Below are 23,799 nucleotides of genomic sequence, written 5' to 3'. Positions count from 1 at the left end.
GTGTAACTCCTCTACACGACTAATTATATAGATGGGAGAATTGTTAGTATGTGAAAATAATCACAACTTAGAAACTGTTACCGCTTACATTTTAAAATATTATTAATTACCTGATTATGAAATTGATGAATTTACATAAAGAAACGTCAGAAAGCGACTATGTGCTTCTGACGTTTATACCTTGTTAATCATTTATTTAAGATTGAAAGACCCGTGTAATTATCCGTAATCAATATGTTCGCATATTCACCCATAAGCGCCCCATAAATCGCATCTACTCGCTTCGGTCCGCCGCATACCAGGATCGATTGTTCCTTTTTGTGTAGTTCTTTAGGATCGATTCCGATTGTGCGTTGATTCATTTCCTCACTGCAAATTTGGCCCTGCATATCGATATACCTTGAACAAATATCACCAACCGCTTTGGAATGAATCATTCGCAGATCGTCATCGGAAAAATATTTGGTATTAATCAGTACCGAATCTGCTGTAGGTACTCCTACTGTAAACAAGGCGATATTCGCGCTTTTACCTAAATCAAGCACTTTGCGTATATGTCGATCTGACTCAATGGTCTCTTTGACGAGCTGGTTATCAACAATCGCAGGTAAAGGCAAATAGTGAGGATTCGAATTAAATGCAGAACCGAATAGCTGCATAATTTCGTGTGCATAAGTATTGATTTCTGAATAACTAACACCACCGTTAAGCTGTACGACAGTTACATTCTTAACGAATTTGTTCTTCAGATGAATTGCCACTTGATATAACGTTGTTCCCCAAGAAGTCGCCAGGATATCTTCATCTTTGATATTCTGATATAAATATTCTGCTGTCGCTTCTCCTAGATATTGCTTGACTGTTCGTTCCTCATATTGCGGAACTGGTACGACGATAACCTTCTGAAGTGAAAATTTATCCTTAAGTTTAGCAGCGATTTGTTCACTGTCATCCGTTGGATCCATGATTTTGATCTGCACAATACCTTCAGTTTTCGCTTGTTGCAATAAGCGAGATATAGTCGGCCTAGATACATTGAGTTTACGTGCAATATCTTGCTGACTATAGTCCAACTGATAATACAACTGTGCAACAGAGATCATCTTGCGAAGCTTGTCTTCGTCACTCAAATTTATCACCGCATTTCAATAAATCAAATGTGTAGCGTCACCTATTTCCCTTCTGATAAGGAATACCGTTAGCAGCAGGGCCGACTGTCTTGCCAACAAAACCTGCTAAAACTAGAAGGGTTAGTGCATAAGGGAAGATGTAAATAAAATCTACTGGGATATAATCGGTTAACCCATAGATTTGGAAAATTGGTTTAAGTGCAGACGCAATTCCAAAGAATAACGCTGCGAACATACCTGCAATCGGTCTCCATTTACCAAAAATTAAAGCAGCCAAGGCAATATAGCCTTGTCCTGAGATCGTGTTATGAGAAAAGTTACTTGTTGTTGTCAGAACGACTGTCGCTCCACCAATCGCTGCTAAAGCTCCACTTATCATAACGCCAATATACCGCATCTTGAACACGTTGATTGCAACGGAATCCGCTGCTTTCGGATGCTCACCAACTGCACGAAGACGTAAACCAAATCTAGTTTTATAGAGGACAAACCAAGCAACCAAAACTATTATAAACATTAAATAGCTTGATGGATACATATTAAATAGTGCATTTCCTAAATAAGGAATATCAGCAAGGAAAGGAATTTCCCATTTACTAAACACATTCTGTAGTGTTGGTGTCTGAGCTGAACCATTAAGTATGATTTTGGAAATATAAAGCGTAAGTCCAATAGCTAAAAAGTTTAATGCTACCCCACTCACAACCTGATCTGCTCGAAATGTAACCGAAGCTACCGCATGAGGCAAGGAGAAAATAATTCCTGCTATTATAGCTGAAATTAACCCAATCCATGGGGACCATGCACCGAGTTGTAAGCTCGTTTCACAATAGTAGGTGATAATGGCAGATGTAAAAGCACCAACAATCATCAACCCTTCTAGGGCAATATTGGTCACTCCGGATCGCTCAGAAAATAAACCGCCAAGCATCGCAAATACGAGTGCCGTTGCGAATACAATCGTATTATGGACTAAATCACTAGATAGTTGTAGCCATTCCATAACGATCACCTACTCCTTTCTTTTCTTGAATCTTAATAATAATTTGACCATTTCACTAGCAGCAACGAAGAAAATAACAATTGCAACCACAATATTGATTAGTTCCTCTGGAACGTTAGCACCAAATTTGATGCCTGCAGCTCCATATGTAAATACAGCTAGTAGAAGAGCACCGAGAATCGTGCCTATTGCACTATTGCGACCGATAAGCGCAACTGCAATCCCGAGCATCCCATACCCTGGAAATGCAGAGTTGACAGCTTGATAATGAAATACTCCGAGTACCTCACAGACACCACCAACACCAGCAAATATACCACTATAAAACATCGCTTTAATAATATTCCCTTTGACATTCACTCCTGCATATTCGGATGCATGAGGATTAAATCCTACAGCCCGCAGCTCATAGCCTTGCTTCGTTTTCCACAAAATAATATAGAAAACAATTGCAAAAGCAATTGCAATGAGTATACCGTAGTGAATTCGCGAATCATCAAACAGCGCTGTTAACCCAGATGAGTTTAACCAAGCACTTTCTTCGATATATTTGGATCGCATTTGTTTTGGCTCAAGCAGGAACGTCTTGATTAAATAATTACCTAAGTATAGCGCGATCCAGTTCAACATAATCGTCGAAATAACTTCATGAACGCCACGCTTAGCTTTCAGGTATCCTGCGATTACGCCCCAGAATCCACCCATTAAGCCACCAACAATAATGGCAAGCGGAACATGCAAGAACCACGGCATTTGAAAGGTGATACCAATAAAAGTCGCGCCAAGCGACCCCATAATAAATTGACCTTCAGCACCAATGTTAAATAGTCCTGTGCGGAATGCGAAGGCAACCGCTAATCCAGTGAAAATAAGCGGTGTCATTTGTCTAATCATTTCACCAACACTGTTCATGCTGCCGAACACATACTCGAATAAGGAAGAGTATGCTAGAATCGGGTTATAAGAACCGATTAACATAACAATTGCGCCTAATAACAATCCAAGAAGGACGGAAACGATTGGAACCAAGGTGCTATCTTTGACGATCAATCGTACTAATTTATTCATGCCGTCCCTCCCTTTCCTCTAGAGTCACTACCTGCCATCATTAAACCTATTTCCTGTTCTGTCGTTTCGTTAGGATACACAATTCCAACAATCCTGCCCTCGTATACAACTGCGATTCGATCTGATAAATTCATGATTTCGTCTAGTTCTAGAGAATATAACAAGACTGCCTTACCATTATCCCGTTGTTCAATTAACTTCTTATGAATAAATTCGATAGCCCCAACATCAAGTCCCCGAGTAGGCTGCGTCGCAATCAATAAATCAGGATCGCTGTCCACCTCACGAGCGATAATGATTTTCTGTTGGTTACCACCTGATAAAGATCTAGCATCCGTAGTTTCACTTGGAGTACGAACGTCATACTCAGCGATTAACTTTTTTGCATGCTGATTAATTTTATCGTAGCTTAAAAATCCTTTATTATTAAATTCTGGTTTATAGTAGTCTTTCAATACCATATTCTCAGCTACCGTAAATTCAAGAACGAGTCCACGTTTTTGGCGATCCTCTGGAATGTAGGCCACTTTATCCTCTGAAATCTTGCGTGGCTTAGCACTCTTAATCGACTCACCCCGTAGAATTACTTCACCAGAATCCATTTTTCGAAGACCGGTTAATACTTCAATTAATTCCTTCTGACCATTGCCATCAACACCGGCAAGACCCAGAATTTCACCACGTCTAACCTCGAATGAAATACCTTTGAGGGCAGGAATTCCTCTATTATCTTTAGCCGTTACGTTCGAAACCTGCAAAATTGCTTCGCCTATTTCTGCATCCTTCTTATCAACACTAAAGCTAACTTTACGCCCTACCATCTTAGATGCAAGATCATCCACCGTTGTATCACTTGTTGAAACACTATCAATTACTTTGCCACGTCTAATAATCGTGACATTATCACTCACAGCCATAATTTCTTTCAGTTTATGGGTAATCAGAATAATAGATTTACCCTCATTAACAAGATTGTGCATAATAGCGATTAAGTCTTCAATTTCCTGCGGCGTGAGTACAGCCGTAGGCTCGTCAAAAATTAATATTTCTGCACCTCTATAAAGCGTTTTCAAAATTTCAACTCGCTGCTGCATACCAACGGAAATTTCACTAATTAAGCGATCAGGATCTACTTGTAACCCATATTGTTCGGATAACTCGATTACCTTTTTTCTTGCTTTGGCATAGTTAATGGTTAATCCTTTAGTTGGTTCAGCACCTAGAATGATATTCTCTACAACCGTATAAGGCTCCACTAACATAAAATGCTGATGAATCATACCAATTCCTAAATCAATCGCTATGCTCGGATCTGTAATATTAATTTTCTTGTCATTAATATAAATCTCACCCTCATCAGGCTGATATAATCCGAACAGAATATTCATAAGAGTCGATTTGCCTGCACCATTCTCTCCTAGCAGTGCATGAATCTCTCCCTTATTCACTTTAAAACTAATTGAATCATTGGCAACGATACCAGGAAATCTTTTGGTTATGCCTCGCATTTCAACAACTGTTTGCTCATTCAACATCAACCATCACCTACCCTACTAGCCTTAGTATGGAATACAAGGCTAGTTCATCTCCAGAAGAAATTGCTTCATCATCCTTAACAGGACAGAAGCATTTCTTAAGGTGAATCCAAGAACGTACAACTCATCAAGCTATACGTTCTTATTCACTAAATAAACTAGCCTTGTATATGTAAAAAGTATCTAATTATGACAATGAATTATTCATTTGGTACTTTAATCTCGCCACTAACAATCTTCGCTTCATATTCTTTGACTTTAGCAAGAACATCAGCTGGTACGTTAGGGTTCTTTTCAGGTAGGCCTACGCCTTTTTCTTTCAAACCAAGCTCAATTATTTTACCTTCAAATTTACCATCAGCCATATCTTTTGAAACAGTCTTAACCGCTTCGTCTACACGCTTCATCATCGAAGTTAGTGTAATCTCGTCACCGAAAGTTTTGGATTGGTCTTTATCAACACCGATTACCCAAACGTTAGGATCTTTCTTCTTACGCTCTTTAGCTTCGTTGAACACACCGTCACCAGTGGATCCAGCTGCGTGGAAAATAATATCATAACCACCATCAAACAAACTAGCAGCAGTTGATTTCCCATCACTCGGAGAATCGAATTTACCTGTGTATATAACCTTAACTGTAGCATCAGGCTTTACTGCTTTAACACCTGCTGCAAAACCTACTTCAAAACGTTTGATTACAGGAATGTCTGCTCCACCAACAAAACCAACTTTGTTTGATTTGGTCATTAAGCCTGCAACAACACCAACTAAGTAGGATCCTTCATGTTCCTTGAACAATACGTTTGCAACGTTCTTGGAATCAGCTACACCATCAATAAGCCCGAATTTCAGGTTTGGATTCAGATCGGCAACCTGCTTAATAGCGTCTGCCATCATGAAACCAATTCCCCATGTTAAATCAGTACCTTGTTTAGCAAATTGTGTTAAATTAGGTACATAGTCTGCGTCACTTGTACTTTGTAGGTATTTTGTATTTTCTTTGTCAAATGCTTGAAGACCTTCCCACGCGCTTTGGTTAAACGAGTTATCGTTTACACCGCCGACGTCAGTAACCATTGCAACTTTAATTTTCTTATCCACTGGCTTCTCAGACGCCTTAGGAGTCTCTGCAGCTGTTGTTGCAGCTGGTGTTGCTACCGGTTTCTCCGAAGGAGATGGTGTTGCTGCCTCCTTAGCTCCACCACATGCTGACAAGAACATTGTCATCATTAAAGATAAAACTAGCGTAATGACCCAACTCTTTTTTTGAATGTGCATTTCGTTTCCCCTCTCAAACTTAAAATTGTCCATGTGCTTTGAAAAAAAGAAAATAATCCCATGAACATATGTCACACTCATTATATGTCATGGGAAAATTCTTGTAAATCAGTTTTCTACTTTTTCTAACTTATATGATAATAAGAATAATTTAATAGACAAATAAATTTCAAAGATTATGGAAGGCTAGCAAAATAAGCTAGTATGATATTTTACCCATAATCACAGCGCGCTCTGCACCTGTGACGTTCGGAAGATTATTTGGAAGTCTCGCCATCGTATAATCAGCAAGCAAAGCGAAAGCAATCGCTTCTTTGGCATCGCTGTTATGACCAACCTGTTCCTGAGTCAGAACCTGTACACCCATCGATTCCATCTCTTTGCTGAGATAATTCATCAAGGTTTGGTTATAGCTTCCTCCACCACCCACGAGCATGATCTCTGCAGGAGTATGCTCTTTTACATAACGGTAATAAGCATCTCCTATCGACCATGCAGTCAGCATGGTGACGGTTGCTACAATATCTTCAGGTTTAAGACTAAGCTCTTCTGCATAACCAAGTATTCTATCGATATAAGATGAACCAAAAAGCTCTCTGCCAGTTGACTTAGGCAGTGGCAACGAATAGTACGTTTCCTGCTGCAACAGCAGAAGGAGATCAGCGTTCACATTGCCCTTCGCAGCAATTGCTCCTCCAATATCCATCGTCATATCTCCAGCATATAGCCTTGCCACTACACCATCAATCAGCATGTTACCAGGACCCGTATCGAGTGCAAATACTTGCTCTGGAGCACAATTTGCAGGAATAACCGTAAGGTTGCCAATCCCCCCGATATTCTGTAAAAGAATGGTCCGATTAGGTTCTCGATAAAGTAAATACTCTGTGAATGGAACGAGTGGTGCCCCTTGTCCTCCGACTGCCATGTCAGCTACACGAAAATCAGAAACACACGGAATTCCGGTTCTTGCAGCAATGACGGCTCCTTCTCCGATCTGCACTGTATAATGAAGATCATAGCCATCACGATGCTGCAAGGCCGGCGCATGATAAATCGTTTGTCCATGAGAACCGATAACTTCAATATCTTTAGGCGTAAGCCCTGCTTTGGCAATGACAGACAAAGCAGCTTCCGCATATAACTCACCTAGCAATACATTCATACTCCCGACCTTGTCTACCGTAGCTAGCTTAGGATCAAAGAGAACAAATATATCTTCCCTAATTGTTTTCGGATAGGGTGTATTGTCAAAAGCTATCAATTTGACGTTCGGCTGTGCTCCTGAATCATCGTTAATTTCAATTACAGCAGCATCAATTCCATCAACAGACGTGCCTGACATCAATCCCACAACATAGCGCCGATTGAGAATAGATGAAGGAGTAGTTTGCATTTAGCCCTTCACCGCTCCCACTGTAACGCCTTGCAGGAAGTATTTTTGTAGAGAGAAGAAAAGGATAAACATTGGCAAAGCAGAGATAGTAGCACCAGCCATCATCGGTGAGATATAGGTTGTATTCGCAAAACGGAAGTTTTTAAGTCCAACCTGAATCGTTTGCATGTCCATCGTATTCGTTACGAGGAGCGGCCAGAAGAAGGTGTTCCAGCTATCCATAAACGTAAGAATTGCCATAACGGCCAAAACAGTTTTTGATAACGGCAAGATGATTTTCCAGTAAATCTGGAACTGATTGCATCCCTCAATTTTGGCACATTCGATAACTTCAGTAGGAATACTACCCATAAACTGCTTAGCGAGAAATATATTATATACCGTAACAATACCCGGTATTATTAGCGCACTGTAGGTGTTCTGTAGTTCAAAAACATTGACGATCAGAATGTACAAAGGCACCTGTGTCACTTGATATGGAATCATCATGGAAACTAGCAGTATTGCAAACAATACGCCTCTTCCTTTAAATCGAAGTTTCGAAAATGCATAACCTGCCAAGCTGGCAAAAAACACGTTAGAGATCGTTACCGTGCCTGCCACGAACATCGAGTTCAATATCCACTTATAGGAGTGTTCACTGAAAGCGAAGAAAAACTTATAGGAATCGAGTGAAATTTTACTTGGAAAGATAGAGTAACTTATCGCTCCAGCCTCGATCGGATCGCCAAAGGAAGTGATGATCATAAAATAAATCGGAAATATCGTCGCCAAAGCAAAAAGGGCAAGGACAATAAAAATGATTGTATTTCTGATGTATTTGACTTTTGCATTTCCCGTATGATTGCTGTACAATGCCATCTTTTATCCCTCTCTCTTAATATTCGACGTCTTTACCTGCATACTTAAACTGGATAAATGAGATTACTGCAATAATGGCAGCCAGAATCAAAGATTGCGCTGCTGCTTTACCAAATTCAAAATAAGTAAACGCATTATTGAAAATCAGCAAGCCCATCATCGTCGTCGCGTTATTCGGGCCCCCACCTGTCATCAAGTAGGCGTTTTGGAATACCTGGAACGAACCGATAACACCAGTAACGAGTAGGAATAACGTCGCTGGTTTTAGAGAAGGAACAACAATGTGCCACAGCTTTTGAAGGAAATTAGCTCCGTCTAGTTCCGCTGCTTCGTAATAGGTTTCATCTATGCCAAGTAAACCAGCTAAGTAGATGATAATACTTGTACCATGACTTGATAACCAGGACATGAGTACAAGTGAGAACATGGCAGTTGAGCTTGAGCCAAGCCAGTTCTGACTGTCAATGCCTAAGTAGCCAACGAGCTGGTTTAGAATACCGCCCGGTAGTGCATCAAAAATCCAAAGCCAAACAACTGATAAAGCAACACCAGATGCTACGACAGGCAAATAAAAAGTAGCTTTAAAGAATGATTGCGTTTTCTTCCTGAATGGTAGAATCAATATCGCAATAGACAAAGATAGGAACAAGTTAACAGGAACAGTTAACAATGTATATACAACGGTATTACGAACGGATTGCCAAAATAAAGGATCTACTATAGTAGTTGAATAATTTTCGAATCCAATAAAGCTAGAACCAAGCGGTTTATACTCTTGAAAACTGATGATAAATGCGTTTACGACTGGGTATGCAGTAAACATTGCGAAGACGACCAAAGCGACCGCAATGAATGTATATCCCCAAACTCCCTCCCCTTTGATCTTTCTTTTCTTCATAGGTTTAGCGATATTAATCATCATGTCACCCCCGTTTCAGAGTTTCGAATTTATATAATAGTTCGGATAGTCGCACAACGACGTGCACGACTATCCGAAAGTTAACCACTTACATTAATTTTTTACAATTCCATCTGCACCGAATGCTGCAATTGCTGCTTTTTGAATTTCTTCAAACATAGCTTCAGGAGTCATTTCTCCTGCGATTAAAGCTTGGAACTTAGGAACGATTACTTCAGTTTCTATTTTGATTGCCTTTGCACCAAGCTCAGTCGGGATATCAGGACGAGCAGGCGTTGCATGTTTCAACATGTTTTCAATAGCTACTAGGTTTTCCGCATTGCGAGTAACAGGGAAGTCTTTTGATGCATCTCTACCACTCTTAGTGATAAGGTTCAAGAAACCATCTGCGCTTGTACGCGCTGCAACTTTGCCACTAGCTAAGAAATAAGCTGCTTTCGTCACATTTGCTTTGTGTTCAGCCGTAGGTTCTTTTTTACCACGGAATGTTACATAACCATCAACTACTGTAGTTGCAAATGGTTCTGCACCTTGGAAAGCTGGAACTGGCAGTGCGATATAATTGACTGGAATACTATCTTTTACAGCACTACCGTCATTCTTCTTGATCTTTTCATTATTTTGATTGGCATTATTTTCAAAAGTAGCAAGACCTTTACCCGTAATCATTGTTTGACCTGTCAAGAACATATTCCAACGTTTACCAGCATCTACTGAACTTAGCTCTTTTGGCATGGAACCGTCATCGATCAACTGACGAAGATCCTTCAACAAACCAAGATAGTTTTTGCTTGTATACGTATATTTCAAATCTTTGTCAAACTCGGAAGGCATACCTGCACTTTTTGCCATGATGGACAAGTAATCTTTCGCTGCAACACCCTTAACTGCGAATATGAATCCGTAGCGAGTCGGTTTGCCAGCTTCAGTTACAACACCTTTTTTGACTGCCTCACGGAATTCATCATAAGTCCAGCCGTTTTGCTGTACTTTCTTCCAGTCGATTCCTGCTTTTTCTAAGAACTCTTTGTTACCACCAATGGAGTGAACTTCCATGTAAGCCGGGAAGCCATAAAGTCCTTTACCACTCTTCATGTATTCAAATGGTGTAGCATCATAATCAGCAATCATTTCAGGAGTTACTGAGTCAGTAATGTCCATAAGCATGCCTTGATTCACATATTTAGGAATACCGCTAGAACCGATGAAAGCGATGTCTGGAGGGCTACCTGCGTTAACTTGTGTATCCAGCTTCTGAGTCATATCTTCCCAGCTAGCAGGCTCAATTTTTAACGTCAAGTTAGGATAAAGTGCATTAAAATCCTTCTGCATCTCATCAAAAGTCTTTTGGAAGTTACCAGAAACCGGTGGAAGTAGTGCAGTGATCGTATCCTTGGCATCTGAAGCGCCCGCTGTTGCAACTGGTGCTGGTGTCGCACCAGGATCTTTGGTAGTCTCTTTGGGAGCTGCTCCACTACTACAACCTGCCAAAACCATGGATAAAGTCAAGACGGACGCTAAAATAGGCATTTTTCTTTTCATTTAAACCCCTCCATCAAATATAATATTAGTTAAATTCGAGCTATAATTACTAAACAACTTTACTGAATGTGCGGATCGCTGTTTTCAAGTTCCCTTTACACTGTTCAAGTACTTGTTCTGCTTTATCAGCTTCCAAACCGGTTTCAATCATCATGATCGCTAGCTTACAGCTCATAGAAGCCTTTTTTAGATAAAGAGTCGCTGTATCAGCGTCTACTCCGGTAGCTGACTGAATAATGCGTACAGAACGATCATACAATTTCAGGTTACTAGCCTTCAAATCGACCATCAGATTGTTATACACCTTACCAAGTTTCACCATTGTACAAGTAGTTAGCATGTTCAGAACGAGCTTCTGAGCAGTTCCCGCTTTCATACGGGTAGAGCCCATAACCACCTCTGGCCCAACTACAGGCGCTATACAAATATCACAATACTTTTCAAGCTTGGAATTTTTGTTATTCACAACTCCAATTGTTGCAGCGCCTATTTCTTTTGCCTTCTGCAATCCGGCAATGACGAAGTTCGCACTTCCACTGGCAGTTATGCCAATGACTGCATCCTTATCAGTCACACCACACTCTTCAATTAACGCGACCCCTGCTTCTGCACTATCCTCAAAGCCTTCAATTGCTACTCTTAGTGCCGTATCGCCCCCAGCAATGTGACCTTGCACGATTGAAGAGTCAATACCAAAGGTCGGTGGACATTCGGATGCATCAAGTACACCCAGTCTACCTGAAGAACCAGCTCCAATGTAGAACATTCTACCTCCATTACTTAGCACCTGATGCAAAATATTAACCGCTTTCACAATTTGCGGAATTTCCGCTGCCACCGCTTCAGGAACCATAGAATCTTGCTGATTCACTAATCGCAGCATTTCTTCCGTTGAACACTCATCCAATATCAACGTGTTCTGATTAATTTCCTCTGTAGTTAATCCAGCAAGATACTCATCCATGTGCGAATCCTCCTATCTGGTTTTTTATTGGTGTTGCTTTCGTGTAACTCGAAATTATTATTTCAATTTCTACCCTTATAATAATTAATAATTTTAATTTATTCAACAAGTTTTTGAAAAAAAATTTTAAAATAAAATAAATTACTGTTTTTTTATTTTATAAAACGATAAAAAAAGACATTGGCTCCTACTCGATAACCAATGTCAATTCCCATCTACTTACGGTGCTTGCTAGCAAGAATACTATGCGTTTTGGTTAAATACTTCTTCACATTCTGATAGTCACTACTAGCTACCCCAGCAAAGAGTATATCAATAACCGTGAGCATAGCGATCCGTGATCCCATCGCACCGCTTCGAATGGTGATTTCTGGTGTTGAGATGCTAAGCACGATATCAGCTTTATCTGCTAACTGGCTTTTATTATATTTGGTAATGGCAATCAGAGATGCGCCATTCCTTTTGGCAATCTCCAGTGATTCAAGAATCTCTACCGTATTCCCGGAATTTGAGATAAAAATAGCCACGTCCCCCTTTTCAAGCAGGACAGCAGCAGCAAGCTGACTATGGCCATCCGTACAGGTACGACAATTTTTATTAATCCTCGAGAACTTCTGTTCCGCATCCATAGCGATTAGTCCTGATGCACCGATCCCAAAGAACACAATTCGATTACTGTGACGGAGAACATCAACCGCACGGGCAATATCAGCTCGATTAATGACACTTAGGGTATCTTCAATCGATTTGCAATTATTGAGTGAAATATTGTTGATGATAACTGATAAATCATCTCCAGGTTGTATATCTGTGTACTGGTCTGGTTTCTCTTCATCCATAGATCCAAGAGAAGCTGAAATGCTAACGATGAAGCTTCTATATCCACTGTAACCTAGCGTTTTGCAGAATCGAAGAACAGAGGCATCACTCGTCTTACTCAATTGAGCAAGATTTTTGATAGAAAGATGAGGAATTTCTGACTTATTCTCCAAAATATACTCAGCAACCATGCGCTCTACTGGTGTTAAGCTATCCTTCATATCTCTAAGCTTAATCAGAATGTTATCATTAATGGCCATCTAGTTACCTACTCATAATCAGATTCTTCTTGCTAAACCGTAAGAATAAAAATACTAGTCTCAAAATCATAGTTCTAAACGGTGAAAATCAATTTTTATCATAAGCTTAATTAACTTAAAAAACAAGATAATAATGGAAAAACGCATTATTTTTTAAAATTTTATTACAAAATTATTATACCATATTGAAATTTTATTTCCAAATTATATTGCGAGTCTATCAGGTCCACGATATAATAGCTGTAAAATGATCGCTAGTTTTATTAAATCATAGCAATTACTGCACCTATGCTTTCGCTACATGAAGTTTTATCATCCTAAAATCCTATAAGTAAATAAAGGAGCAATTATGAATAAAAACTATATCATTGGCGTCGATGGTGGAAACAGCAAAACTGACTATTTATTGTTTGATATTCAGGGTAATTTCGTCGATCACATTAACGCTGGTACATGCAGTCATGAGCAATTCTCTGATTCTTATGTAAGCGCGCACAGAGTCATGAATCAGAATGTTCAGCAACTATTAGAGCGCAATCAGTTATCCATGGACCAGGTTGTCGCTGGTGCCTTCGGTTTAGCTGGAGCCGATATTCCATCTCAGAAGGAACAACTTGCTGAGGTTATTAGACGAATTGGCTTTACACATTTTGCAGTCGATAACGATTCTTTCCTTGGTGTGAAGGCTGGTAGTGACAAGGGCTATGGCATTTGCTCGATTAACGGATCAGGCACCTCAACGGGAGGTATATCACCTACTGGTAATCGCTTACAAGTCGGCGGCGTAGGCAGTGAGCTATCCGGCGATGAAGGCGGAGGTTTCTTTTTAGCTAGAAAAGTACTTCGCGCCGTGTATGATGCTTTCTACCGTATGGGTCCGCAAACTGTGATGATTCAGCCAGTTATGGAATTATTGCAAATCCAAAGTAAAGAATACTACATTGAATACGTACTAGAGGGTGTACTTAAGCGGACTCTACCCAATACCCAGATCATGCAAATCCTGTTCGCGGCTGCAGATAACGGTGATACTGTTGCCCTCCAAATTCTGGACAACACAGCCAATCAACTAGCACGCTCGTCTGTTGGCTGTATGCATAATTTGGATTTCGGCGATGAAGTCGATATCATACTAGCTGGATCTGTCTGGGTCAAAGCTGAAAGTCCTCTACTATTCGAAATGTATGCAAAATACGTTGCACAATTGACGCATCATCACTGTAACTACATCATCCTTCAGGCTCCACCTGCATCTGGTGCAGTTCTATGGGCACTTGAGCTGGCATACGGTCATCCTGTGGATTCAACGATACGTAATAAAGTTATAGATTCCATCCTTAAATTATGATGGTACCGATAGATGACCGCTGCGTGGACGGATTATCCTTACGATCGCTGCCCACCCCCAGATTTCTTGATCGTATACCGCTTATAGCGGTAGAAATTCGGTGGCAAAGCATATGCTTACGAAGTAGTTTTCCTTCGGAAAACTTGTAGGCGAACGCTTCGCTTCTCCAGGACAATTCCGTCCCCTCCGCTACGATCTGCATATGGATCTGCATATGGATTTGCACATGGTCCAACCTTTAGCAAGCACTGTTTGTGATTTAGAGCCGGAATTCAACAGAAAAAGATAGAATCGAATGTCCTCAAAAGGGTAGACCCAAGTTAGTCAGTCCCATAGGATGAAAAAGAAACCTTCAAAACCACCTATAAAAGTGGAATTGAAGGTTTTTTTATGGCTCAACACCAAAATCAGTGCTTGAAAAATTGTAATGGTACATAGATGACCGTGCGTGGACGAATTGTCCTTACGACCGCTGGTTGCCCCAGATTTCTTGATCGTATACTGCTTATAGCGGTTGAAATCCGGTGGCAAAGCATACGATTACGAAGTAGTTTTCCTTCGGAAAACTTGTAGGCGAACGCTTCGCTTCTCCAGATCAATTCCTATCTATTTCAACTAGCCTTCTTCAAGCTCAATTCGCGAGCCTCGTCCTGAGGCTTCAGCTGGATATACAATTAATTTACGCGGCAATCTTGCTTTTAGCTCAGGTACATGTGAGATCACGCCGACTGCTACGCGATCCGTATGCAAACGCTCAAGTGCTGTAATCACGGTGTCTAATAAATCACCATCAAGTGTACCAAATCCTTCATCTAGGAAGAAGAATTCCAATGGATATTCACCCTTCAGCTGAATTTGTGCGGATAAAGCTAATGCAAGCGCAAGTGAGGTAAGGAACGTCTCTCCTCCTGATAAGGTGGAGACAGGACGTTTCACCCCTCCATTCGCGTCGTCACGAATGACGAATCCGCCACCGGAGTCAACTTCTAGCGCATAGCGGCGGCGGGTTAGCTTGCCGAGTCGTTCCGAGGCAGCTCTCGATACGCCGAGCAGCTGCTCCTCGGCGAGGAACTCGACAAAAGCGTTCGCTTTCAGCACGCTTTGCAGCTTCTGCAAGCGGCCACGCTGTACTTCTTGTTCAGCGCGGCGCTGTTCAAGCATGCTCCATCTAGCGTGCTTTAGGGTTAGCTCGTTAAGCGCGTGATCCGCGCGTGCCGCAGCTTGCAGTGCTAACTCGCGCTGCTCCTGCGCTGTGCGCAGCTCCGCCTGCGCTTCGGCCCACTGCTCGGGCGTTACCACACGCCCGAAGAGCTTCGCCTCCAGCGCCTCGCGCCTTGCGCGCAGCGCTGCTTCCCGCTCGCGGTGCGCACGCACGCGGGCAGTAGCCTCGCTCGCAGCTTCGCTCGCGAGCAGCGCAGCCATTGCCGCTTCGCCCGTGGCGAAGGCGGCTGCTTCGAGCGCCTCGCGTAAGCGGCGCTCGGCACTTGCGAGCGAGCGCGTCGCCGCGGCTGCACCTTCGGCAGCGGCACTCCGCTGCTCGGCGGCGGCGGCATGCGCCGCGCGGGCTTGCTCGTGCGCCGCGGCAGCAGCGCGTGCACGTTCCCGCAGCGAGCTTAGCGCTGCGGTGCTTGCTGCGATGAGCTCTGGCACAGGCTCATCACCAACCCTTGCACGCAGCGTCAGGGTTTTAGCTTGCGCGCGTTCAGCTGTACTCTCAGCTTGCGAGATAAGCAGGATATGATCACGACGCTGCGTCTCGATCTGAGTACGCATCCGCTCAAGTTCTGCTTGCATGCCTTCTATTACAGGCCCACTCTTCTCAATTCGCTCGCGAACCTCATCAGCTTTACGATCCTTATCATCTAGCGCCAGGGCTTGAGCTTCTATAACTGAGAAATCATCATGATTATAATTCGTTCTCCAAATCTGTTGACGCTCCTCGTACATATAAGTGAACTCAGTTAATTTATGAGTATGACCTGTATAGAGCTCCGTTAACATCCGATCTTGAGATACACAATCACGAATCACATTATCAAGTTCACGTATAGTCTTCTCGCCTTTTGCAACTAATTGTTCCGTTTCGAGCATTTGTTGATCTAATTGGTTCAGCATTGCACGTAATTGATCGAGATTAGCTTGTACAGCAGCGTGTTCTAACGTTAGTTTTTTAAGTTGTAAGTCTTCATCCCTATTATCTGAAGTATTCACAATTGTATTAAATGCGGCATTAACACCTGAACCCACTTGTTTCTTATCTGTAGCTCCAATGAGTTCCTTATACACAAGCCCATCTGCTTGTCCAATCAAGTTAGCAACTAATTCATCTGACTTTTCTTTAGCAGCAACCGAAGCAGCTACTTCTGCGTATTTGTCTCCAGACTGCCCACTTAAGCTAGAAATTACTAACACTGAGCGAATAGACTTCTCTAAGTTAGACAAACGAATCGACGAACCCTTCAGCTCAATTCGTAGCTCACGTAAAGAGTGAATCGATTGCTCGCATTCGTTCATACAATTTATTAACTCTTTATTCTCTTGTGTTTCTTGATCAATCGTTCCAATCGTCTGTGATCGATGTGTGTGTTCATGAGCTGGAGCAGGATGATCATTAGATCCGCATACAGGACAAGCTTCTCCAGCTAGCAGCTGTTTGGATATGAGGGCGGCAATACCTTCACGCTCACGTTGTTCACGAAGTAGCTTCACATCTGATAATATACGATCCAACATTTTTTCTATCGTCTCGCATTGTTCTGTAATGATTTGATGTTCATGTTGAAGAGTTACTAAGGTATGAACAAGCTTATACTGTTCTTCATATTGAACATTCAGTTCACGATCTGCGGTTAGCCGTTTACTCTTCCAGCTTGCTAATGATTCAGTGCATTTAGTGACTTCCTGCTGGGAATCCTTCATTTGTTTCTGGATATGTTGGAGTTCTCCAGCAACAGCAGTAGCCTCTTTCAATTTCTGACGATCTTCAGCAGATACCGATAATGCCTTAAGTTGGCTTTGCAGCTCTGTTTGTAAGAGCAAAGCCTTATCTCTTCGAGCTTCTGCTTGTGTATATGCAAGCTGCGATTGCTCAAATGCTGCAAAAATTTCTGCAGCACGCAGCTTCAATCCATTCGCTTCACTTTGCTCCTGAGCGATTTCGGTTTCGAGCTCCAGTGCTCCTTTTAGCATCTCAACTCGGGTGATCAGTCGCTCTTCATCCTGTGCCAACGCTTGCTGTGCGGTTTCAAATTCCATTTGGGTACGACTTAGCAAAGCCTCTGCTTCAAGAACAACTTGCTCTAAACCAACTAATCGAGTTCGTTTCTCTTGATCCAGCTTTGTTGAAGCATCCCATTCCTCTAAATAAGGACGTACCTTCTCCGCACGTTCTGCAAGCTGTAACTGTGTTTCGAGCTCTACTATTTCCTGCTCATGCTGCAATACCTCATCAAACTGCTTATTCAGCTTTTCAGATTCATCCTGTAAATCCACGACTTCTTTATAGGCATCCACAGTTTGCTGATTAGCTGCTACCTTACTACGTTCTTCCTCAGCTTGTACCTGTAACCTCGTATAGTCTGTTTTCGCAGTCTCAAGTACAGCTTCAGATGCATCTCCTAATCCAGCTTGCTCAGCAACGATTGCCGTCAATGTGGCATCTGTTTCTTTAAGCTTTGAGCTTACCTTAGCGCTTAATTGATCACCATAACGCTCTAGGTGAAATAGCCTTTGCAGCATTGCACGCCGATCCTTACCTGTAAGAAGCAGGAATTCAGCAAACTTCCCCTGCGGTAATACGACTGCTCGTGTAAAGTCCGCCATGTTCAAGCCCAATATCTGCTGAACCTCTGCGGTCACTTCACCAGCTTTATCTGCAAGTACAACACTTTCATCATTTTCTTGAATATGAGTAAGTCTCGCTACCGTGTTATTAATCGATACATCCGAATTACGCTTGAACTGTCGCTCTACTTGATAACGAACTGACCCACTAGAACCCGTCAATTCAAAAGTGAAGGCAACATAGAGTTTATTTTCAACTTGATTCATAATGCCCTGTGTACCGCCATTAGCACGTTCTACTCTGCCAAACAAAGCAAGTGTAATCGCATCTAGTATCGTCGATTTACCACTTCCCGTCGGACCAAAAATACCGAATACACCTGCACCACATAGCTTGGTGAAATCTATTTCTTGCTCTTCTCGATAGCTTTGTAAGCCTGCCATTTTGAGTAATAGAGGTTTCATGATTGACCTCCTAGGGAATTCGAAGCGAGACTATTCTGAGTCGCATTATCTTTCACATCCCGCTCCTCTTCATCTCCATCATGAAGCAGCTCAAGGAACAATTGTGTCAATTCAGGTTCAGGCTCTGCCCCTCCTGTCTGTCTCCCATAAAAGCGACGAAACAGCTCGTCCATCGACAATGAGCCTATTCGTATTTCAGCTTGCTCTGCTTCCATTTCTGGATAGATAGGTCTAATATGCACGAAGCCATCATGCGCTTTACGTAAACGCTGTATTTGCTCCATTGATAGAGATTCAGTCAAATGAATTTCAGCATCAATCCACGCATTAGCATCTCGTCCTTCTTCTAACCATGACCAGATCTGTGCTATGCCCTCTTTAGCTTGCCATTTCACGAGTGGTCTGCCACTCCCAAGATAAATTTCTTCCATACGCAGTTTACCATCCATCACGCACTCACCTGGCTTGAGGTCAATAATCGATAGCGATTTAGCTTGACCCGCTTCCGAGAACGAATAAGCTAGTGGAGAGCCGCAATAACGAACAGGAATAGGTGCTTTGATCATCTGTGGACGATGCAAATGTCCGAGTGCAGCATATTGAGCAGGAACATCAAATGCCGACACATCAACTGTATAAGCACCACCAACCTGAATTGGACGCTCAGATTCCGATTCTGCACCGCCAAGAGCATATAGATGACTCATGACTAAATTGACTGTATCGTTACCAAAATCACTTGTTCCCTGTTTCATCAGCTTTGCAACCCGCTGAGAATAAGCAAAACGCAGTTTATCCTCATCCCCATCTTCGGTCAACAATTCACGCAGCCGAGCTTCTGATGGATAGGGTAGTGCAAATAATTTAGCCTGCTCACCAGTCCTCGCAATATTGAATGCATAACGATGTGCTACAGGTAAGCCAATTAACGTAATCCCCTGTTTCTCGGCTAGTCGACCCGAAGCTGCGAGACGATCAGGATGATCATGGTTACCTGATATCACAGCAACTTGTCTACGACCACCCTCTGCGAGTTCAGCAAGACTATCATAGAATAGCTCTTCCGCAGCAGCAGGTGGGTTAACCGAATCATATATATCTCCAGCTACTAGCACTAGATCAATCCCCTGGTCACGAACGACTAACTGAAGCTCCTGTAGAAAATCAGATTGTTCCCGCAGTCTAGACCGTCCTTCGAGGGTTCGCCCTAAATGCCAATCAGCTGTATGCAATATCCGCATTCTTGTTCCCCCTTCCTTAATTCTTCTTATTTATCCATCCGAATGAGCAGCGAGTTATCAAAATAATAAACATATTGTTCATCAATCGGTCTACGATAAATATGGCTGACAGCATTGGCATAAAGGCTAATTTGCGTTTTATATCGTTCCTTCAGCTGCTCTTCACTAAAACCACGCACATGATCTGTCTTATAATCCACAAGAACAAGTCCTTGCTCGTCCTCAAATAAGCAGTCAATAACCCCTTGAATAAGAACGATATCATTTGCCGTTTCAGCATCCAGTCCCTCATGGATATCTCCAGCCCTATGACCATATGAGAAGGGCACTTCTCGCTGAACTTTCGTTGCTTGTGCCATCCTCCGTCCAATCTCCGTATCAAAAAAGGAGTGAATCACATGAACATCGAGTACCTCCGCCTGCGAGCGTATCATTAGCTCTTTGGAAATCATATGATCAATGGTAGCCGAGATCGTGCTTTCATCTGGAATAATTCCAAGTGGCAAATTCTGCATCACTGAATGATAGAGAGTCCCGCGTTCAGCAGGCGTTAGCTTCTTCTCTTCCATAAATCGCGGTCTACGAAGTAGTGCCGAGCCTCTTGTTACAGGCTGTGCCGGTTCTACGGTTTGACCAAGTTGCGCAGGTTGGGCTTGTTGGGCATTAGCATTAGCATTAGAACTTGCACTTACACTTCCACTGACATTAGCACTTACATTAGCATTGCCGTCGATGTTGATGTTGTCACTCAGCTCATTCTGTTCTAATACAATCTTCTGTCTATCTGCTAATCGCTTCATTTCGGATACGGTAGTTTTACCAGAGAGCTTATTAGCCCCAGAGTAAGGGTACTGCCATTCTAATGCTTGTACAAGCGGTTCGTATCTCCTATCATCGTCTAGCACAATTCGCTCTGCATGACGAATCGCAGATAAATAATCCTCTTCCAGTACAGTCCCCTGATCTTCTCCTGCCTGCTCTTGTAACTCAGCGATCGATAAAATCGTAAATCCCCACTTCGATGAATCGAAAGTTACTGCTGCAGGTTCAGCATCAAGTGATACACCAGCGATGTCACGCCAGTCTTCAGCAAGCTGATGACGAATAAGTGCAGGACCTAGCCAATCCAGATAATTGTTCGCCCGAATTAACTCATAGTCTGGTAAGCTCCACTGACGGTGCTGAGCCATTCGCCCCCAATTTGCAATCATTTTACTAGCATCCTTAACTGCTCCAACCAAATATAACTTCTCTCGAGCACGTGTAAGTGCAACATATAGAATTCTTAATTCTTCAGCAAGTGCTTCCTGCTTCATTTGCCTGCGAATCGCGAGCTGCGGCAATGTCGGATAGGTCACACTTAATTCTGTATCCACAAATCGCGGACCGAATCCCATATCCTTGTGTACAAGAAAAGCACCTTTAATATCTGTTTGATTGAAGCCTTTGCCCATTCCCGCTACGAATACTACCGGAAATTCAAGTCCTTTACTTTTGTGAATCGACATCAAGCGTACCGTATCTTCACTTTCACCAAGTGACCTTGCAGTACCAAGATCTCCTCCGCTTTGTTGCATCCGCTCAATGAACCGTAAGAATCTGAACAATCCGCGCAGCGAAGTGCTCTCGTATTGTCTTGCACGATCATACAAAGCTCTTAAGTTGGCTTGACGCTGTTCACCTTGTGGTAATCCACCGACATAATCATAGATCCCCGTCGATCGATAAATACTCCAGATCAAATCAGCAAGTGAGCCTTGTCTTGCTTCTGTCCGCCACTGATGCAAATCAGCTAGAAACTTATTTAATTTAGCTACTAATTCAGCTTTACTTAAGTCATCATTTGGCACATCATTTGATATTCCATTTACTTCGTCGTTTACTTCGTCATTTACGTCAACATTTACACTTACTTCTTTATCTGCTTCATCATCTAGCGATCCAGCTGAAGCAGCCGCTTGTTGATAACTTTCGACTGTCTGTCTAAGTGAGTCAAAATAGCTTCGCTGCATCCCACCTGCGATTCGTATATCGGCAAGTTCACCTGCGGTTAACCCCACGATCGGTGAGCGAAGAACTGACGCAAGTGGAACATCCTGATAGGGATTATCGATGATTTTGAGTAGTGACATGATGACACTCACTTCTGTTGCAGAGAAGTAACCTGTACTTAAATCGGCATATGCAGGAATCCCTTGTCGCTGAAGCTCCTCCACAAATGTGGGTGACCAGCTCGAAGTTGCACGAAGCAGAATAACGATATCCCGATATTCAATCGGTCTACTTCCACCTGCACGCTTATCGTATACAGAGAACGGTTCTTTACCCGTTCTTCCCATTAATTCAGCAATTTGACGGCCGATCGCTCTTGCTTCTGCCTGTGCAGCTTTAAGCTCTTCAACCTCAGCAAGTAGGCCATCTCCAATCAAATCTGCGGATGCTTCACTATCTTCCTCATCACGATTAGCGGGCTGATCTATTGCTTCTGTATCTATTCCTTGGGAATCTTCTCCCATTAATTGATCAGAGCGATCGATTAAGATAACTTCCGCTGCATAATCTTGATTGGTGTCTGGATAGTAAGTAGAGCCAAATATAAGTTCAGCGTCCGAATTATAGTCAATTTCTCCAACCCGTTCATTCATGATTTGACGAAAAATATAGTTAACCGCATGCACAACCTCTAAGCGTGATCGGAAGTTACGAGCTAGATCAATTTTCAAGCCATTGTTAGCTTGCGGTGACGAATAGCCCTTATATTTATCCATGAATAATCCTGGATCAGCAAGTCTGAATTTATAAATACTCTGTTTAACATCTCCAACCATAAAACGATTTCCAGATCCACTAGATGAAATTAACTCCAAGATCGCTTCTTGTACCTTATTCGTATCCTGATACTCATCTACTAATACCTCAGCATAATGTTCTTGATAATCAAGCGCTGCTTGCGAAGGAATCACATGTTCAGGAGTTGAGTCAGGCTGCCGCAGAATCTCTAAGGCATAATGCTCCAAATCACTAAAATCAAGTAAACCCTTGGAAGCTTTGGCATTCACAAACCGCTCTCCAAAATCAATAACTAGCATAACCAGCATGTGCAGCATCGGTTCAAGGTGGTGAATCTCCTCGATAAACTCAGCTTCTGTTCGGCTAAATAATTCTGTACGTAGCTTATCTATTATTTCCTTCGATTTCTTGCGAGCAAGCGATGCTTGATCCTTAAGACTGCCGTCAAAGTCATCTCCACGGCAAGGCTTTAATCTCCGGCTAGGTACCAATAGGATAGCCTCTTGCAGAGCAGACCAAGATTCATGAGACAGTTCAATTAATTGCTTAGTTTCATTGAGCTCCTCCCGAAGAGTCTCCAAGTACGGATCTGGACCAAACGGTAACTCTGCGATTTGGATGGCTTGGTTTAATAAATCTGCAGCACCTTGTAATTCCAACTGAATAGATGCCACTAGTGTCTCCTGCCAGAACCGTAGTGGCCGTGAGTCATTCTGGTCTTCACTCCAATCAATGCTGAACTTAGCAGCTGTTTCGAGTAACCAATGATTCGGCCAAGGCTGACTTCGGGAGAGCTCGTACAATTGCAGTATAATCGAAATCAGCGGACCATCACCGCGATTGTTGCCAAAGCTCTCAACTAACTGCCAGAATGTAGAATCCTCGTCACTATTCTCATAATACTCCTCAAGCATATTCTCAAGCGTCTCTTGCTTAAGCAATTCATTTTCTGTCTCATTAGCAATTCGAAAACCAGGATCAAGCCTAATTAACGAATAATAGCGCTGGATAATTTCCATACAGAATGAATGCAATGTCGTCACTGATGCTCGTCCCATTAAGGCAAGTTGTTTACGCAGATGTATAGAATCTGGTGAACCTTCAAGCTTAAGCTGCAATGCCTCACGAATGCGCTCTTTCATCTCTGCAGCAGCTGCTTTAGTGAATGTAGCTACAAGTAACCGATCCACATCGATAGGTGCTGTTTCATCCGATATTCGACGTATAATACGTTCAACGAGCACAGCTGTTTTCCCTGATCCGGCAGCAGCGGCGACCAGCATATTGTTACCGTGTAAACTAATTGCGTCCCATTGCTGATCCGTCCACGTACTATCAGCTGGTTTGGCAACCTTCAAGAGTGTATTATTCAGTATCTCTTCCGTCATCACCCTA

Annotated in this window: 16 protein-coding genes; 1 reads left to right on the top strand and 15 read right to left on the bottom strand. The window is 42.4% G+C overall.

What is annotated here, in order from left to right; all coding sequences use genetic code 11:
* Positions 1–188: 188 nt before the first annotated feature.
* The 11 genes from AC1DOK_RS14815 to AC1DOK_RS14765 form a co-directional block, all read right to left on the bottom strand.
* Positions 189–1,103, bottom strand: a complete 915-nt coding sequence (locus AC1DOK_RS14815) for a sugar-binding transcriptional regulator (RefSeq protein WP_477555123.1) — start codon at positions 1,101–1,103, stop codon at positions 189–191.
* A gap of 64 nt (positions 1,104–1,167) precedes the next feature.
* Positions 1,168–2,133: an ABC transporter permease gene (locus AC1DOK_RS14810; RefSeq protein WP_477555063.1), complete on the bottom strand. Its 966-nt coding sequence runs from the start codon at positions 2,131–2,133 to the stop codon at positions 1,168–1,170.
* Between the two features lie 9 nt (positions 2,134–2,142).
* Positions 2,143–3,201, bottom strand: a complete 1,059-nt coding sequence (locus AC1DOK_RS14805; protein ID WP_477555062.1) for an ABC transporter permease — start codon at positions 3,199–3,201, stop codon at positions 2,143–2,145.
* A complete protein-coding gene (locus tag AC1DOK_RS14800) occupies positions 3,198–4,736 on the bottom strand; it encodes an ABC transporter ATP-binding protein (RefSeq protein WP_477555061.1) in 1,539 nt (512 codons plus the stop codon). Before AC1DOK_RS14800 ends, AC1DOK_RS14805 begins: the two co-directional genes overlap by 4 nt.
* A 200-nt stretch (positions 4,737–4,936) precedes the next feature.
* Positions 4,937–6,016: a BMP family lipoprotein gene (locus AC1DOK_RS14795; RefSeq protein ID WP_477555060.1), complete on the bottom strand. Its 1,080-nt coding sequence runs from the start codon at positions 6,014–6,016 to the stop codon at positions 4,937–4,939.
* A 199-nt stretch (positions 6,017–6,215) separates the two neighbouring features.
* Positions 6,216–7,412 carry an anhydro-N-acetylmuramic acid kinase gene (locus tag AC1DOK_RS14790; RefSeq protein WP_477555059.1) on the bottom strand — a complete coding sequence of 399 codons (1,197 nt, stop codon included), beginning with the start codon at positions 7,410–7,412 and terminating at the stop codon, positions 6,216–6,218.
* On the bottom strand, positions 7,413–8,273 hold the full coding sequence (locus tag AC1DOK_RS14785; RefSeq protein ID WP_477555058.1) for a carbohydrate ABC transporter permease: 861 nt from the start codon (positions 8,271–8,273) through the stop codon (positions 7,413–7,415).
* Positions 8,274–8,289: 16 nt separating this feature from the next.
* Positions 8,290–9,192, bottom strand: a complete 903-nt coding sequence (locus AC1DOK_RS14780) for a carbohydrate ABC transporter permease (protein ID WP_477555057.1) — start codon at positions 9,190–9,192, stop codon at positions 8,290–8,292.
* Between the two features lie 93 nt (positions 9,193–9,285).
* Positions 9,286–10,734 (bottom strand): ABC transporter substrate-binding protein, encoded by a 1,449-nt coding sequence (locus tag AC1DOK_RS14775; protein WP_477555056.1) that lies wholly within the window; start codon positions 10,732–10,734, stop codon positions 9,286–9,288.
* Between the two features lie 49 nt (positions 10,735–10,783).
* Positions 10,784–11,698 carry an N-acetylmuramic acid 6-phosphate etherase gene (gene murQ, locus AC1DOK_RS14770; RefSeq protein WP_477555055.1) on the bottom strand — a complete coding sequence of 305 codons (915 nt, stop codon included), beginning with the start codon at positions 11,696–11,698 and terminating at the stop codon, positions 10,784–10,786.
* A 215-nt stretch (positions 11,699–11,913) separates the two neighbouring features.
* Positions 11,914–12,777 carry a MurR/RpiR family transcriptional regulator gene (locus tag AC1DOK_RS14765; RefSeq protein WP_477555054.1) on the bottom strand — a complete coding sequence of 288 codons (864 nt, stop codon included), beginning with the start codon at positions 12,775–12,777 and terminating at the stop codon, positions 11,914–11,916.
* Positions 12,778–13,126: 349 nt separating this feature from the next.
* On the opposite strand from AC1DOK_RS14765, the gene AC1DOK_RS14760 reads away from it, so the two are divergent.
* Positions 13,127–14,125: an N-acetylglucosamine kinase gene (locus AC1DOK_RS14760; protein WP_477555053.1), complete on the top strand. Its 999-nt coding sequence runs from the start codon at positions 13,127–13,129 to the stop codon at positions 14,123–14,125.
* On the opposite strand, the gene AC1DOK_RS14755 is transcribed toward AC1DOK_RS14760, so the two are convergent.
* From AC1DOK_RS14755 to addA, 4 genes are all read right to left on the bottom strand, one after another.
* Positions 14,115–14,327, bottom strand: a complete 213-nt coding sequence (locus AC1DOK_RS14755; RefSeq protein ID WP_477555052.1) for a hypothetical protein — start codon at positions 14,325–14,327, stop codon at positions 14,115–14,117. The genes AC1DOK_RS14760 and AC1DOK_RS14755 overlap by 11 nt on opposite strands.
* Before the next feature lie 413 nt (positions 14,328–14,740).
* Positions 14,741–18,373 (bottom strand): AAA family ATPase, encoded by a 3,633-nt coding sequence (locus AC1DOK_RS14750; RefSeq protein ID WP_477555051.1) that lies wholly within the window; start codon positions 18,371–18,373, stop codon positions 14,741–14,743.
* Positions 18,370–19,614, bottom strand: coding sequence for an exonuclease SbcCD subunit D (locus tag AC1DOK_RS14745; RefSeq protein WP_477555050.1), 1,245 nt, complete (start codon positions 19,612–19,614; stop codon positions 18,370–18,372). Before AC1DOK_RS14745 ends, AC1DOK_RS14750 begins: the two co-directional genes overlap by 4 nt.
* Positions 19,615–19,640: 26 nt before the next feature.
* The gene (gene addA, locus AC1DOK_RS14740) at positions 19,641–23,792 is read right to left on the bottom strand and encodes a helicase-exonuclease AddAB subunit AddA (protein ID WP_477555049.1); all 4,152 of its coding nucleotides are present in this window, start codon (positions 23,790–23,792) and stop codon (positions 19,641–19,643) included.
* Positions 23,793–23,799 lie beyond the last annotated feature (7 nt).

The organism is Paenibacillus sp. P5_B5, from assembly GCF_056400365.1.
Note: the sequence above shows the minus strand (reverse complement) of the source record. Positions and strands in the feature narration are given on the sequence as shown.

Coding starts and splice junctions, on each gene's coding strand:
- AC1DOK_RS14815 (WP_477555123.1), bottom strand. CDS start 1,103: ATGATCTCTGTTGCACAGTTGTATTATCAGTTGGACTATAGTCAGCAA.
- AC1DOK_RS14810 (WP_477555063.1), bottom strand. CDS start 2,133: ATGGAATGGCTACAACTATCTAGTGATTTAGTCCATAATACGATTGTA.
- AC1DOK_RS14805 (WP_477555062.1), bottom strand. CDS start 3,201: ATGAATAAATTAGTACGATTGATCGTCAAAGATAGCACCTTGGTTCCA.
- AC1DOK_RS14800 (WP_477555061.1), bottom strand. CDS start 4,736: ATGTTGAATGAGCAAACAGTTGTTGAAATGCGAGGCATAACCAAAAGA.
- AC1DOK_RS14795 (WP_477555060.1), bottom strand. CDS start 6,016: ATGCACATTCAAAAAAAGAGTTGGGTCATTACGCTAGTTTTATCTTTA.
- AC1DOK_RS14790 (WP_477555059.1), bottom strand. CDS start 7,412: ATGCAAACTACTCCTTCATCTATTCTCAATCGGCGCTATGTTGTGGGA.
- AC1DOK_RS14785 (WP_477555058.1), bottom strand. CDS start 8,273: ATGGCATTGTACAGCAATCATACGGGAAATGCAAAAGTCAAATACATC.
- AC1DOK_RS14780 (WP_477555057.1), bottom strand. CDS start 9,192: ATGATTAATATCGCTAAACCTATGAAGAAAAGAAAGATCAAAGGGGAG.
- AC1DOK_RS14775 (WP_477555056.1), bottom strand. CDS start 10,734: ATGAAAAGAAAAATGCCTATTTTAGCGTCCGTCTTGACTTTATCCATG.
- murQ (WP_477555055.1), bottom strand. CDS start 11,698: ATGGATGAGTATCTTGCTGGATTAACTACAGAGGAAATTAATCAGAAC.
- AC1DOK_RS14765 (WP_477555054.1), bottom strand. CDS start 12,777: ATGGCCATTAATGATAACATTCTGATTAAGCTTAGAGATATGAAGGAT.
- AC1DOK_RS14760 (WP_477555053.1), top strand. CDS start 13,127: ATGAATAAAAACTATATCATTGGCGTCGATGGTGGAAACAGCAAAACT.
- AC1DOK_RS14755 (WP_477555052.1), bottom strand. CDS start 14,327: ATGCAGATCGTAGCGGAGGGGACGGAATTGTCCTGGAGAAGCGAAGCG.
- AC1DOK_RS14750 (WP_477555051.1), bottom strand. CDS start 18,373: ATGAAACCTCTATTACTCAAAATGGCAGGCTTACAAAGCTATCGAGAA.
- AC1DOK_RS14745 (WP_477555050.1), bottom strand. CDS start 19,614: ATGCGGATATTGCATACAGCTGATTGGCATTTAGGGCGAACCCTCGAA.
- addA (WP_477555049.1), bottom strand. CDS start 23,792: ATGACGGAAGAGATACTGAATAATACACTCTTGAAGGTTGCCAAACCA.